The sequence below is a fragment of the Pseudomonas sp. PA-4-8C genome, assembly GCF_021606625.1.
Lineage (GTDB): Bacteria > Pseudomonadota > Gammaproteobacteria > Pseudomonadales > Pseudomonadaceae > Aquipseudomonas > Aquipseudomonas lactis.
This window is the reverse complement of the sequence record NZ_WKCD01000002.1, coordinates 68,914-82,875: the sequence shown is the minus strand read 5'-3', so window position 1 is coordinate 82,875 and position 13,962 is coordinate 68,914. Positions and strand designations below refer to the sequence as shown.

Annotated in this window: 9 protein-coding genes; 7 read left to right on the top strand and 2 right to left on the bottom strand. The window is 61.2% G+C overall.

From position 1 onward, the window contains the following. Positions 1-42: 42 nt before the first annotated feature. Entirely contained in the window at positions 43-4,653 is a 4,611-nt protein-coding gene (locus GIW04_RS00970) for a dermonecrotic toxin domain-containing protein (protein WP_120247427.1), read from the top strand. A 7-nt stretch (positions 4,654-4,660) separates the two neighbouring features. Here GIW04_RS00970 and pdxR read toward each other — a convergent pair whose 3' ends face one another. Then, a complete protein-coding gene (gene pdxR, locus GIW04_RS00965) occupies positions 4,661-6,199 on the bottom strand; it encodes a MocR-like pyridoxine biosynthesis transcription factor PdxR (RefSeq protein WP_120247426.1) in 1,539 nt (512 codons plus the stop codon). A gap of 87 nt (positions 6,200-6,286) precedes the next feature. Here pdxR and GIW04_RS00960 point away from each other — a divergent pair, with 87 nt between their 5' ends. Genes GIW04_RS00960 through GIW04_RS00950 form a run of 3 tightly spaced genes read left to right on the top strand, consistent with a single transcriptional unit; the run spans position 6,287 to position 8,050 of the window. Continuing rightward, a complete protein-coding gene (locus GIW04_RS00960) occupies positions 6,287-6,925 on the top strand; it encodes an FMN-binding negative transcriptional regulator (protein WP_120247425.1) in 639 nt (212 codons plus the stop codon). Beyond that, a complete protein-coding gene (locus GIW04_RS00955; RefSeq protein WP_003195716.1) occupies positions 6,922-7,368 on the top strand; it encodes a GNAT family N-acetyltransferase in 447 nt (148 codons plus the stop codon). The genes GIW04_RS00960 and GIW04_RS00955 overlap by 4 nt, the downstream gene beginning before the upstream one ends. Before the next feature lie 10 nt (positions 7,369-7,378). Next, positions 7,379-8,050, top strand: a complete 672-nt coding sequence (locus GIW04_RS00950; RefSeq protein WP_057710611.1) for a GNAT family N-acetyltransferase — start codon at positions 7,379-7,381, stop codon at positions 8,048-8,050. A 115-nt stretch (positions 8,051-8,165) separates the two neighbouring features. Here the strand turns inward: GIW04_RS00950 and GIW04_RS00945 are convergent, their stop codons facing one another. Next, a complete protein-coding gene (locus GIW04_RS00945; protein WP_120247424.1) occupies positions 8,166-9,068 on the bottom strand; it encodes a homocysteine S-methyltransferase family protein in 903 nt (300 codons plus the stop codon). Positions 9,069-9,182: 114 nt separating this feature from the next. Between GIW04_RS00945 and GIW04_RS00940 the strand changes: the two genes are divergently transcribed. The 3 genes from GIW04_RS00940 (at position 9,183) to GIW04_RS00930 (ending at position 13,893) form a co-directional block, all read left to right on the top strand. Continuing rightward, positions 9,183-10,004: an ABC transporter substrate-binding protein gene (locus tag GIW04_RS00940; RefSeq protein ID WP_120247423.1), complete on the top strand. Its 822-nt coding sequence runs from the start codon at positions 9,183-9,185 to the stop codon at positions 10,002-10,004. Next, positions 10,001-10,771: an amino acid ABC transporter permease gene (locus GIW04_RS00935; protein ID WP_003195723.1), complete on the top strand. Its 771-nt coding sequence runs from the start codon at positions 10,001-10,003 to the stop codon at positions 10,769-10,771. The genes GIW04_RS00940 and GIW04_RS00935 overlap by 4 nt, the downstream gene beginning before the upstream one ends. 155 nt (positions 10,772-10,926) lie before the next feature. Next, positions 10,927-13,893: an autotransporter outer membrane beta-barrel domain-containing protein gene (locus GIW04_RS00930; protein WP_120247422.1), complete on the top strand. Its 2,967-nt coding sequence runs from the start codon at positions 10,927-10,929 to the stop codon at positions 13,891-13,893. Positions 13,894-13,962: the final 69 nt, after the last annotated feature.

Here is a 13,962-nt window from a genome sequence, read left to right as displayed (position 1 = left end):
TCCTGATGCCCGTCCGGGCCATCGAATGCAGAGGAGCGGCACATGCCCAATGACATCGCTAACAACCACCGCCCACCCAGTACCTATGAAGTGCTCACCCAATTGACCACCGGCCCCTCCACCCGGGAAGTCGCCGCCGCCACACTGCGCTCGGCACTCAAGGAGCTGTACCCCACGCTCAACATCGATCCCGACCTGGCCGTGGTGGTCAGCCCTCAATGGCAGGTGGTCGACAACGCCATAGAGCGCGCGCCGCCCTTTGTCGAGTCACTCACTTCGGTGTTGGCACATCAGGCACTGTCCGACGAGAGAGTGACCTACATCGACGGCCAACACTTCCTCACGTTGCAACCGAACGCTGCGGTGCCTGTGCATCTGGCGGTAAAAATCGATGACATCGCCCGCCTGATCAACGAATTGTCCGACCTGCTGTTCACCGCCGCACAGGAACAGCAGTTGGACTTCTGGAACGCCTCCAACGACAGCACCGGTCCGCGCTGGCAGGCCTTTTCCAACACCCTGAAAAAGGTATGGAACATCACTGAAGAGCAAGGCCTGGGTGAACACGAATGCACCATGGCCCGTACGGTTTTCCAGGAACCCGACCGGGCCAGGCGATCGCTGAAAGACCCTTACGACAGCCATGCCTACCTGGTAGATATCGATATCCTCAAGGACGGCCAGCCCCACCACACTAGCTTTCTGGACCTCACCGTATTGGTGGGCGAGCACGACAAGCGCCAGATGGTCCTCACGTACTCGTTGGTGAACGGATACGAGACGTTCGAGTCACTGGACAAGTTCGGCGCCTCGCTGCCCGCGCGCTTGAGTGCGCCAGAGCAGGACACCACCTTGCAATGGCGCCTGTACGAGCCTGACGGCAACTTCTTCGATGCACTGGCCTGCAACTTGATTTCGCTGCAGATCCAAGCCATCGGCAGCCTGGGCGAATCCCGTCTGCCGGAGCAGATGCAGGCCCCCACCCTCGTCCGTATCATGCCCAGCATCGAAGAGATGAGCGACCATCAACTGTCGAATATCCGCGAGGTTCATCAGCAAATTCCAGATTGGCTAGCCTCGGCGACCGACTCTGATACTACCGCTTACAGCCGTTACCTGATCGACATGGCCCTCCTGCATAGCCATTACCATGGGGAGGCCTTTCAGGATGGCATCCCTCCTATTCGTGACTATGCCCTGTCACAGTTGCAAAGCCGTATCCGCGCCCCCGAAAAGGACGTGAACCTGAACCTGGAAAAAGTTGAGATTGTGATCGAGAGCCCGGTGCTGTGGGGTACGTTTGTCGTTCCCGGGGCGGTGGATATCACTCGTCGCAGCCTGATCGACCTGGCCCTGGAAAACCTTACCGGCCTGCCCACCGGCAACGCGACGGTGCACTACAACGGCAAGGACAATAACGCACCCGCCTGGCTGACCTACCGTTATCTGAAAGACGTCATCGAAGACATCGACATCGGCCAGTACTACCCAGCCCTGGTCAAACAGAAACTGCTCGATGACCCGCAGCAATCGAGCCACCGACAGCAGCTCTATACCCGCCACCTGCAAATCCAACTGCCGCTGTTGGCCCTGCAGATGAAAATCCGCAATCAGAACGGCATCGATGAGCTCGGTTACCGCTACGTCGCCGCGGTGGTGCACGCCGAGGTACATGAGCGCCATGTCGACGGACAGCCAATCGTCATCCGAAACCTGGCTTTCATGCCCACCCTGCGCCCTGGCCATGAGCAAGATGTGGTCGCCAATATGTTCGTGATCGGCCCGAGGCGTTCCGAGGCTGGCCCCTGCATACTTTATCGACCCCTGATGGAACCGGCCCTGATGCAATTTGCGTCGCGGCAAAACCTGCTATACGCCATCAAACACGAGCACGCCTTGCGCGAGTCGGTGTTGGCTTGGTTGCCTGAAGCACAGCGCTTCAACTATGCCCAATACGTTTTTCCAGACACCCTGCCCTCGCCTTGGACCGTGGTGCGCGCGCTGGTAGAACCGCTCACCGTGCTTTACATGAGCGGCCCGATAACGCTGAGCGATGAAGAAGTGGGTAATGACACCCTGACGACGCTATTCAAGACCAACGCCAATGCGATGGTCGAGTTGGCTACACGCCAGTCAGTGTCCAACGTGCAAAAACGTTGGGCGACGTTGCGACATGCCGGCTGGCAGATATTCAATGCCGCCCTGCCCTTCATGGGCCGCACCCTCGGGGTTGCCGCCTGGATCTGGCAAATCATGGACGATCTGCAAGCTGCCGGGGAGGCGGTGAACAAGGGTGACCAGAGCGCTTCCTGGACAGCGTTGGCGGATGTGTTCCTCAACTTGGGCATGGCACTGACGCTGCACATCGCCCTACGACACCCGCGCCCGCTCAAGCAATTCGATACCCCCACAACCGAGGCAGAATCCGCGACAACGACGATCGAAACAGCAGGCAAACCGGCTATTACCGAGAAAAAATACACCGCCGTACAACAGGCCACTCTTACCGACAACCAACTGCCCGCCCAGCATCAAGGCGCCGTGCACACCCGCGGTGCCCTGAGCCATAGCCGCCTGGGGCTGGGCACGACACTCGACAGCTTCAACATCGCCAAACCCGAGATGCTGGGCGAACAAGACAAGACCCCCGGTCGTCACCTGAATCTCTATCCGCTTGCAGACAAGAGGTATGCGCCGGTGGGCGAGCGTTGGTTCGAGGTGAAGGTGGATGACAACGACAGCGTCATTATCGTCGACCCCAAGGACCCCTTGCGTACCGGCCCACCGTTGATCGGCAACCTGGCGGGCCAATGGTTTGTCGACGTCCGGCTGCGGTTGCGCGGCGCAGGCCTTCGAAAACAACGCCGAGCCGTCAAGGTCAACCAAACTGAGCGCATCCCGCAACTTAAGGCCCAGCTCAACACCTTTGACGCAGTTGCCGCCAGTAAACAGCTGGACGTACTTGAATCAATGCCTGCGCCGGACGCAACTCCCGGCCCTTCCACCGACCTGCGGCGTGCGTCGTTCATCGGCAAAGTCGATAGCCGGATGACGGAGTACGACGAAGCGATCAGCCAGTTGAAGTCGTTGAGTACCATCGACGCCGTACCTACCTATCAGAGCAATATGAGCGGGTATCTGAAACAACAGGTGCAACTGACACAGCTTGCCTTGCAACAGCAGTTGGTGAGCTACCAAGTTGCCTTGAGGGCGTCATCTTCAATCCTCGAAGCGGAGGTAGACATTGACTACAAACGCCAGGCAAGCACCGCACAAGCCCTGTCCATTCAGAACCAGGCGATCCTCGAGCGTTTGACCTTCATAAATGATCGGTTCGACGATCTCGAAGAGCTGGGGGATGCAGGCGCCGCAGTCATTCTGAAAAGCAAGCAGGAGTTACCGCAGCTCAATCTCGATGAACTCAAATCCCTGGAAATCGGCTTGGTCCGTTACCTGTGTATCGATGAAGAGCAGCGCCAGATTCCCGCCACGCTACGTGAACGGATGGGCCAGATCGCCGATACCGCCGAACTCAACGTCGAAAGTTTCAGTGAGATGATGGAACGGGCCGACAGCACGTCGCTGGAGGAGCGTATTGACGTACTCAACAGCCTGGTTGAGCAATTTTCCAGCGCTGATGAACGCCTGCTGGACCTGCATGCCGATTACCCGCAGCACTTGCTCAAAAGCCGTTTGGAAAGTTTTCGCCAGCAGATTGACGAGTTCAAGCAGCGGGCCGTGCACGACCTGGCACAGTTGCTCAGAGAGAGAAAAAACCTGGAGCCCAAACCCGGTAGCTCAAAGGCAAAACCACCACCACGGCGCAAAGTGATCAAAACGCGCCATCACGGCTTGGTGATGGGCGAACCGCGTGAAAGCGACAGTACGCTGGTCGATGTCAAAACAGGCATGACCGGCAAGGTGATCGCCACGTTCCACGAGAAGGCACCCGGTGTTTGGGTCAAGAGGGAGAAAACCCCGTCACAGCAGCCCACGCCTGCCACCGTGGACCTGGACATCAGCATCAACGCAGGCCAAGCGTTGTTGGATGGCGAACAAGCGGAAATCCGCAAATACCAGAGCTTCACCAAGAAACCCTGGCATGCCCCGCAGGACATTCAAGATATGTTCGATGGCTATGCAAGAGACTTGGAAAGAGCCTCAAACAACATCGAAGAAGCCCTGACCCAGCGCAACCTCACCGAAAGCGATCATACTTCCGCCGCCACGACCAACCGCGACCTCAGCGATGCCGCGCAACGCTTCTATCGGCTAGGCAGAAAAACCTACATCGAGATGATCAAGCATCAAGCACCCACCGCCGAGCGTGTCGAGTGGCTGCACAGCCAAGGGCTGATCAGTATCGTCAAGGTCGTCAGCCGCCGTGCCCTGAAAGGGCCCAACAAGGACTATCTGGACGAGTACGAGATTCGCGATAAAGAGAGCGGCACGGTGCTGTGGTATGCGCACTTTCACTATGACGCCAAAGGTGCGGCGCTGGAGGACTTCACCGCAGACCACCTGAAGACCCGCGAACAACGACGCTTAGGAGGTGCTCGCCAGCGTACCGGCCCCAGCGACTGGGACACCATCGAGATTCACCGCCGCAGGATTGGTAAACCACTGGCCACTTCACTGTTCTTCAAAAGCTGAACGCGTTTTACGGCAACCACGCCTGGCGCAAACGGGCCAGCGCTTGTGCGATGTCGGCTTCGGGCACGGCGGCGAAACCCATCACCAGGCCGGCACGCTGGTCCGGCGGTGGGCTGGGGCCGGTCAGCCAATAGCTGCTCAGGCCGTTGATTTCCACACCGGCCGCGTGGGCCTGAGTGAGTAGCGCCTGCTCACGGGCCAGGCTATCCACGCGCACCGTCATGTGCAGCCCCGCCGCCACACTGGGCAAGACGCCGACGCCGGGCAACCCGTCGGGCCAACCGGCCAGCAAGGCATTGCGTCGGCTCAACGCAGCGCGACGCATGCGGCGAATGTGACGCTGGAAATGCCCCGTCGCCATGAACTCGGCCATCACCGCCTGGGTGCTGACTTCGGAATGACGCATATCCACGGCGCGGCGCCGGGTGAAGGCTTGCACCAGGCCTGGTGGCAACACCAGGTAACCCAGGCGTAACGCCGGAAACGCCACTTTGCCGAAGGTGCCGACGTACAGCACGCGGCCATTGCGATCCAGCGCAGCCAACGGTGACAGCGGCGCACCACTGTAGCGGTACTCGCCGTCGTAATCGTCTTCCACGATCCAACCGCCTGAACGTTCGGCCCAGGCCAGCAATTCCAGGCGTCGTGCCAGGCTCATCACCACGCCCAGCGGATACTGATGGGAAGGCGTGACATACGCCACGCGGCAATCATTGAAGGTACTGAGCACCTGGCAATCCATGCCCTCACCGTCCACCGGCACGCCGTGCAGTCGCCCCCCGGCCAAAGCGAATGCATGGCCAGCCGCACGATAGCCAGGGTTTTCAACCGCCACGCCGTCTCCAGGCTCTACCAGCAACTGTGCACAAAGGCTGATGGCCTGCTGTGCGCCACTGGTGATCACAATTTGTTCAGCCGTGCATTGCATGCCCCGCGAGCTGCGCAGGTACGCGGCGATCAAACCGCGCAGGCGGCCATCGCCTGCCGGGTCGCCATAGCACAGCTGTTCCAGGTCGGGCTTGCGCCAGAACGCCCCATTCAGCTTGGCCCAGACCTCAAACGGGAACAGGTCGAAGGCGGGTACGCCCACCCGAAATGCCCGAGGCGGTCCCAACGGCGGCTGTGGCAGATGGTGGTCTTTCACCCGCGCCAACCCGGCACTGTGGATAACTTCGTCATCCAGATCCTCGGGCAAATTCGCCCATTTTGTGGATAACCCTGGGGATAAGCCTGTTGACAACCCTGTGGATACTTTTGTGGATAATTTTTTGGCCATCGGCAATTGGGCAACATAGGTGCCATCACCGACCCGGCTTTCGATAAACCCCTCCGCGTACAGCTGATCGTAGGCGCGCACCACGCTGTTGCGGGAAATCGACAATGCCGCCGCCAGATCGCGGGTCGCGGGCAGCCGCGTGCCACTGACCAATCGCCCATCCAATACCCGCTGGCGCAGGGCCTCATAAAGCTGGCGCGTGAGGCCCTGGCGGCGGTCCAACTCGATACCGGCAGGGTTGAAGGACAACGGCGGCGAAATGGGCGGCATATTGGACCTATGAAATTAGCGCTAGATGGCTCTTACAACGAACCAATAGCCTGCCTAGGATGCAGGCATTCGCCAAGGAAAATCTCCATGTACACACCCCGCGCCTTTGCTCTCGATGACTTGCCCGAAATCCAGCAACTGATCCAGCACACCCGCTTGGCGCAGTTGGTCACCGTGGGTGAAAACGGCCTACAAGCCAGCCATTTGCCCTTGCTGCTCAACCCCGATGAAGGTCCCAACGGCACGCTGTACGGCCACTTGGCCAAGGCCAACCCGCAATGGCGCGAGCTGCAAAACGGCAGTGAGGCACTGGTGATCTTCGCGGGTGCCGAGGCCTATATCAGCCCGGCGTTTTACCCCGCCAAGGCCGAGCACGGCAAAGTGGTGCCAACCTGGAACTACATCGCCGTGCACGCCTATGGCAAGCCCGAAGTGTTCAGCGACGACGAGCGCTTGCTCAAGGTGGTCACGGCTCTTACCGACCGCCATGAAAGCGGCCGCGCCCAGCCCTGGCGTGTCAGCGACGCACCGGCGGACTACATTGACGGCATGCTCAAAGCCATCGTCGGCTTCGCCCTGCCGATCGAGCGCCTGGTGGGCAAACGCAAACTCAGCCAGAACCGCAGCGCCGCCGACATGGCCGGTGTACGTGATGGCCTGGCCGCCAGTGCCGATGTACGCGACCAGACCCTGGCCCGCTTTATTCCCCAAGGAGTTTCAGAATGAGCTTGATCGACATTCGCCAGGTCAGCGCCGCCGACCACGCCGCCTGGCTGCCGCTGTGGCAGGCGTACTTGAAGTTCTATAACACCGAACTGCCGGACGCCGTCAGCCAGAGCACCTGGCAGCGCCTGATCGACCCCAGCGAGCCGACCCATTCGGCACTGGCCTGGCAGGACGGCAAGGCGGTGGGCATGGTCAACTTCATTTACCATCGCTCCAACTGGAGCATCGAGAACTCCTGCTACCTGCAGGACTTGCTGGTAGACCCGGCCCAACGTGGCACGGGCGTGGGTCGCAAGCTGATCGAATTCGTCTACGCCACCGCCAAGGCCGATGGCTGCTGCAAGGTGCACTGGTTGACCCATGAGACCAACGCCACGGCGATCCAGCTCTATGAGCGCATCGCCGAACGCCCAGGCTTCATTCAATTTCGCAAAGGTCTCTAAGGAGCGCAGCATGACTACTTCCCTCGCCGACTGGAAAGGCGCCCCGGCGCCCAGCGCGCACCTGCTTGAAGGGCGCTTTATCCACCTGGAAAAGCTCGACCCGGCGCGCCATGCCGACCAACTGTGGCAAGCCCTTGAAGGCCCAGGGGCCGACCCGAAGCTGTGGGATTACTTGCCCTACGGCCCGTTCACCGAACGCAGTGCCTTCGACGCCTGGTTGAACAATCACGCCGCCCACAGCGACCCGTACTTTTTCAGCGTGATCGACCGTGCGACGGGCCAGGTTCAGGGCATCCTCAGCCTGATGTCCATCGTCCCGGCGCAAGGCCGTATCGAAATCGGCCACGTTACCTTCGGCGCGCCGATGCAGCGCTCGCCGAAAAGTACTGAAGCGGTGTACCTGCTGGCCAAGTATGCGTTCGAGCAGGGCTACCGTCGGCTGGAGTGGAAGTGCAACAACGGCAACGCGCGGTCCAAGTACGCGGCCGAGCGGTTGGGGTTCAGTTTTGAAGGGGTGTTCCGCCAGCACATGGTGGTCAAGGGACAGAACCGCGATACGGCGTGGTATTCGATCCTGGATTCGGAATGGCCGAAGGTCGGTGCCGGGTTTGAGGCGTGGTTGTCGGAGGCGAACCAGAGTGATTCGGGCCAGTTGAAGACACTCACAGAGTGTCGGGATTAATGCTCACATCTGTGGGAGCTGGCTTGCCTGCGATACAGACACCTCGGTGTATCAGGCAAAACCCGTTGATGCCATCGCAGGCAAGCCAGCTCCCACAGTTTTGACCAGCGGTGAATCAGTGGGTCAGGCGCTGGGCCAGCACCGCAATATGCTCCGGCCCGATGCCGCAGCACCCACCCAAATGGCTGGCGCCGCGTGCTTGCCAATCCGCCGCCCATTGCAAGTAGCCGGGCGGGTCGAGGTCGTCGCGCAACGGGTCCAGGCCGTCGTTGGCCGTGGCTTCCTTGGGTTGCGGTGGGAAGGCATTGGCGTAGGCGCCAATCTGGATGGCCACGCCCAGTCGGTCGAAGGTCTGGCGGGCAGCATCAATCGCCGCGCCGATCACTTCCGGCTGGCTGCAGTTGAACAGCAATACCTGCACGCCCAGTTGCGCCGCCGCCTCGGCTGCGTCCGCCACCGGTTCGCCGGAGCGCAGGCGCGGCACCTCGTCGGTGTCTTCGTCTTTCAAGGTAAACGACAGCCAGAACGGCTTCCCATCTTTAGGCAGCCCGGCATGGATCGCTCGTGCTTCAGCGATCGAGCTCTGGGTTTCCGCCAGCCACAGGTCTACATGCGGGGCCAGGCCGTTCACCAACGGTGTCAGCAACTCACTGACGCGCTCGGCCTGGAACAGATCAGGGCGATAAGAGCCAAACAGCGGCGGCAATGAGCCGGCTACCTGCACGGCTTTACCGGAGGCCTGCACCGCCCGTCGCGCCAACTCGCCGGCCAACGCGGCCAACGCCTGGCCTTCTGCGGCAAACCGCTCTTCGCCAATATGGAACGGCACCACCGCGTAACTGTTGCTGGTGATTACATTGGCACCACTGTCGATGTAGGCCGCGTGCACCGCCTCCACCGCTTGCGGCGCTTCGCTCAAGGCCAGTGCCGACCATTCCGGCTGACGGAACGGCGCGCCACGGCGTTGCAGTTCACGGCCCATGCCGCCATCGAGAATTACTGTGCTTACTGCGCCCATATGCTTTTTACTCATATGCTTATGAAAATAACTCACTATGAGAGTCGTTCTTATAACTATTTAATGCGTACCGTTCAGTTAATAACAACCTCTTTTTTATTCGGGTGTTCGATTTTGAAATTCAGACCGCTGTTGGCCCTGGGCCTAACGATGTTGGCTGCTTCAACCCAAGCCTTTGGCGGTGCCACGCTGGATCGTGTCGAGCAGAAGAAAGAACTGGTCGGCGTGCTGATGGAAAGCTATCCGCCGTTTTCATTTCTCAATGACCAGAACCAGCTCGACGGTTTCGACGTGGACGTGGCCAAGGCCGTGGCACAAAAACTGGGCGTGAAGTTGCGCCTGGAAACCCCGTCCTGGGACGTGATCGCCGCCGGCCGCTGGAGCGGGCGCTACGACATCTGCATCTGCTCCATGACCCCAAGCAAGGCACGCGCCGAGGTGTTCGACTTCCCGGTGGAGTACTACGCCTCGCCGGCCGTGATCGTGGTCAATGCCAAGGACGAGCGCATCCACGGAGCCCGGGACCTGAGCGGCAAGAAAGTCGGCCTCACCAGCGCCTCCAGCTACGAAAGTTACCTGAACAAGAACCTGGTGATCGAAGGCGCCGAAGACACGCAGTTGCAGTACCCGTTCGAGGAGGTGCAGATCGCCCCGTACGACACCGACAATGTGGCATTCCAGGACCTGGGCCTGGGCGCCGGCGTGCGCCTGGACGCGATCCTCACCAACCTGGTCACCGCGCAGCCGCGCCTGAGCCAGGACAAGCGCTTCAAGCTCGCCGGTGCGCCGCTGTACTCGGAGCCCAACTCGGTGGCCATCGAGAAAGGCGACCCGCAGTGGGACAGCAAAGTGCGTGAGGTCTTCGCCCAGCTCAAGCAGGACGGCACCTTGAGCGCGCTGTCGCAAAAATGGATCGGCGCCGATATCAGCCGATGAGTTTTCGCCTACGGCTTTACCTGACCTGGGCGGCGCTGTTCGGCCTGTTTGCGAGTTTCTTCCTGAGCTTTGACCTGAAGTTCTCGATCATCCTCGACAAGCTGCCCAACCTGGTCGGCCTGCACCTTGCGCCCAACGGCTTCCTGCAAGGTGCGGCGCTGACGCTGTTCTTGTGCCTGTGCGCCATCGTCACCTCGTCGGTGCTGGGCTTTATCACCGCATTGGGGCGCCTGTCCAAAAGTGCGGTGGCGTTCGGCATCGCCAGTTTCTACGCCTCGTTCTTTCGCGGCACGCCGCTGCTGATCCAGATCTTGTTGATCTACTTGGGCCTGCCGCAACTGGGGCTGGTGCCAGGCGCCATCGTCGCCGGCATCATCGCGCTGTCGCTGAATTACGGCGCCTACCTGAGTGAAATTTTCCGCGCCGGCATCCTCGGCGTGCCCCATGGCCAACGCGAGGCCGCGCTGGCCCTGGGCATGCGCGACAGGGCGATCTTCTGGCACGTGACCCTGCCCCAGGCCATGCGCACCATCATCCCGCCGGCCACCAACCAGTTCATCTCGATGCTCAAGGACTCCTCCCTGATCTCGGTGATGGGCGTGTGGGAAGTGATGTTCCTGGCACAGTCCTATGGCCGCTCGAGCTACCGCTATATCGAGATGCTCACGACGGCGGCGATCATTTATTGGGTGATGTCCCTGGGGCTGGAATTGATCCAGGCGCGCATGGAGCGGCATTTCGGCAAGGGCTACGTGCGGCGCGGTTGACGTGCAGAATGTGCAATATATTGCAGCGCTCAGGCTGAATAGGCTCAAGGATCTGCAATAGATTGCATATTCATTGTCGTCATCTTTTCGACACATTCCTGCAACTCCCCTCCGCTATACAGGTCGACTCGCTTGCCATAACAAGGTCGCCCAGCATGCCCCCGTCTCCACAACGCCTCGCGCTCGCCATCACCCTGTTGGCCGGCGGTGGTTTCATCGAAGCAGCCGCAGCCAAGACCCTGCAGATCGACACGCCTACCACCCAGGGGCAAACCCTGGGTGGCAGTGATACGTTGACCACGTCGGCGCCTGGCAGCATTACAACCTCCGGGGTAGCAGTGACGCTCAAGGACGGCACCCGCAGTGCGGGGGTGGTGGTGACTAACGCGGGCAATCTGATCTCCAGTGGCGGCCGGGGTATCGACAGTTCGGGCAGTGTCAGCGGGGAGCGCAGGTACAGCATTTACAACCTTGCCGGTGGGGTGATCCAAGGCGCCAATGATGCGTTGCGCATCAACAGTAACGTTGCCAGCGGCAGCGTGCTGATCGACAACAGCGGCACCATTCGCTCGGCCACCGGCCAAGGGCTGGACCTGGATGCGCTGCGCAGCAGTAACGTCACCACCACGATCATCAACCGTGCCGGTGGCTTGATTCGCGGGGAGGCCAGCGACGGCATGAAGACCGGCGCCAACGCTTCTATCACTAACTACGGCGAGATCTCCACTGGCGACACCTTCTCCCGCGATGACAAGTTCGATGGCGTGGACATCGACTCCGCCAGCGGCGTGACGGTCACCAATTACGGCCTGATTTCCGGTGGCCGCCATGGCATCACCACGGACGAGGGCGCCACGCTGACCAACTACGGCACGGTGATCGGCCGCAACGGCTCGGGCTTTGGTTCCGATGGCGACGGCACTGTGGTCAACCACGGCACCATCATAGGCGCGTTCTCCGGCCTGCAACCGGATGGCGACGGTGACGGTGTGGACATCGACAAGATCGCCCATATCGAAAATTACGGTGTTATCCAGGGTGTAGGCGCCGGGGGTGTCGACAAGAACGGCTTCGCCAACGGCAGCGAAGGGATCGCCCTGGGCGGTGGCTCTCTCTACAACGCCAAAGGCGCGCTGATCAGTGGTGCCAGCAATGCCATCCTGGTGGACGACGGCAGCGACGGGCCGGGGCTCGCGGCCACCACCCTGGAGAACCACGGCACGATTGAAGGCCTGGATGGCTTTGGCGTGAAGTTCGTCGGCAACTATGCCGACACGGTCATCAACAGCGGCACCATAAGCGGCAGTAATGGCCTGGCCCTGGATTTGGGCGGCGGCGATGACCAGCTGATCTTGCGTAACGGCAGCCGCTTTATCGGCACGGTGGACGGCGGCAGCGGTTACGACCGACTGACCCTGGACGACGTCGCCGGTGGCAGTTTTGGCGACAGCCGCAACCTCGAACGGTTGGAGGTCAAGCAAGGCACCTGGACGTTGACCGGCCAGGGTGACTTCAGCGACGGCGGCGAGATTTCCAGCGGTGCCACGCTGGTCAACCAAGGCGGCATTGCCGGTAACGTGACGGTCGACGCAGGCGGTGTGTATGCCGGCGGCGGCTCGGTGGGCAGCCTGCTGGTCAACGGCACTCTGCAGACCAACACCGTATTGGGTACCGCCAGCATCAGCCGTGACTTGCGCATGGGCAGCGGCTCGACCCTCGCCTATGGCGTCAACGCCGACGGCAGTAGCGCACCGATCAAGGTCGGCGGCACCGCTTACCTTAATGGGGCGACGCTGACGGTCAACCCCGGCGAAGGCACCTACCCGTGGCAAAGCCATTACAGCGTGCTGCAAGCCGCCAGCATCAATGGCACGTTTGGCAAGGTCACCAGCGACTACGCCTTCCTGACCCCGACCCTGGATTACAGCCCCACTCAGGTCAGCCTTACGTACACCCGTAACGACATCGCCTTCAACCAGTTCGCCAGCACCGCCAACGGTGCCAGCGCCGCCAACAGCCTGGCGGGCCTGGGCACGACCAACCCGCTGTACAACGCCCTGCTCAATACCACCACCGGCACAGCCGGTGCCGCTATCGAGCAACTGGCGGGCAGCAGCACCGCCAACCTCACCAGCGCCACCCTCAATGCCAGTGCGCAAGTGGGCAACAGCATGCTCGCCGCCATGCACAAGGTGGGCGGCGGTGCGGGACTGCTGGTAGGGCTCAATGACAAAGATACACCGGTACTGGCCGCCACCGGTGTGCCCGCCGAGGTGCGCAACCTCAATGACCCGAATGCCCGCGGCCGACTGTGGCTGCAAGGCATCGGCAGCTACGGCAAGCTTGATGGCGAGCACGGCAGCAACGGCTTGACCCAACGCACCAAAGGCACAGTGCTCGGCGCCGATTGGGCGCTGGACAGCGACTGGCGCTTGGGTGTGCTAGGGGGTTACTCCAAGACCGACCTGGACACCACCGGTGTCGACGGCAGCGTCGACAGCTGGCACGCCGGCGTCTATGCCCTGCGCCAGAGCGGCCCATTGGCGTTGCGACTGGGTGCGGCCTACAGCGGGCACCAGGGCGACAGTAAACGCACGCTGGCCTTCAGCGGTTTTAACGACCGCGCCAAAGGCGACTATGACGCCAACAGCCAGCAGGCTTTCGCTGAACTGGGCTACGCCATGGGCAGTGGTCGCTTGAGCGCAGAGCCGTTCGCCAACCTCGGCTACCAGCGCTATCAGCGCGACGGTTACAACGAAAAAGGCGGCGCCGCTGCGTTGCACGTGGAAGGCCAGACCCAGGACAACTTCAGCAGCACCTTCGGCCTGCGCCTGGCCCACCTGAGCCAGCTGGACAACGGCGTCAGCCTCACACCCCGTGCCAGCCTTGGCTGGAAACATACCTATGGCGATGTCGACAGCACCACACGCCAGGCTTTCCTGGCCGGTGGCACCGCCTTCAATGTGCAAGGCAGCGCCCTGGACCGCGACAGCCTGTTGCTCGAAGCAGGCCTGGACGTAGGCTTATCCGCCCGTCATCGCCTGGGCTTGGGCTATACCGGCGAAGTGGGCAGCAACAGCCGCAACCATGCGCTGACCGGCCAATGGCAGATGAGTTTTTAATCGCACCGTACTAGAGACAACTCCCGCAAATCAGCGGTCGATAGCCTGACAGTTATCCCCCCGCACCTC

Coding starts and splice junctions, on each gene's coding strand:
- GIW04_RS00955 (WP_003195716.1), top strand. CDS start 6,922: ATGAGCTTGATCGACATTCGCCAGGTCAGCGCCGCCGACCACGCCGCC.
- pdxR (WP_120247426.1), bottom strand. CDS start 6,199: ATGCCGCCCATTTCGCCGCCGTTGTCCTTCAACCCTGCCGGTATCGAG.
- GIW04_RS00930 (WP_120247422.1), top strand. CDS start 10,927: ATGCCCCCGTCTCCACAACGCCTCGCGCTCGCCATCACCCTGTTGGCC.
- GIW04_RS00960 (WP_120247425.1), top strand. CDS start 6,287: ATGTACACACCCCGCGCCTTTGCTCTCGATGACTTGCCCGAAATCCAG.
- GIW04_RS00950 (WP_057710611.1), top strand. CDS start 7,379: ATGACTACTTCCCTCGCCGACTGGAAAGGCGCCCCGGCGCCCAGCGCG.
- GIW04_RS00935 (WP_003195723.1), top strand. CDS start 10,001: ATGAGTTTTCGCCTACGGCTTTACCTGACCTGGGCGGCGCTGTTCGGC.
- GIW04_RS00970 (WP_120247427.1), top strand. CDS start 43: ATGCCCAATGACATCGCTAACAACCACCGCCCACCCAGTACCTATGAA.
- GIW04_RS00945 (WP_120247424.1), bottom strand. CDS start 9,068: ATGGGCGCAGTAAGCACAGTAATTCTCGATGGCGGCATGGGCCGTGAA.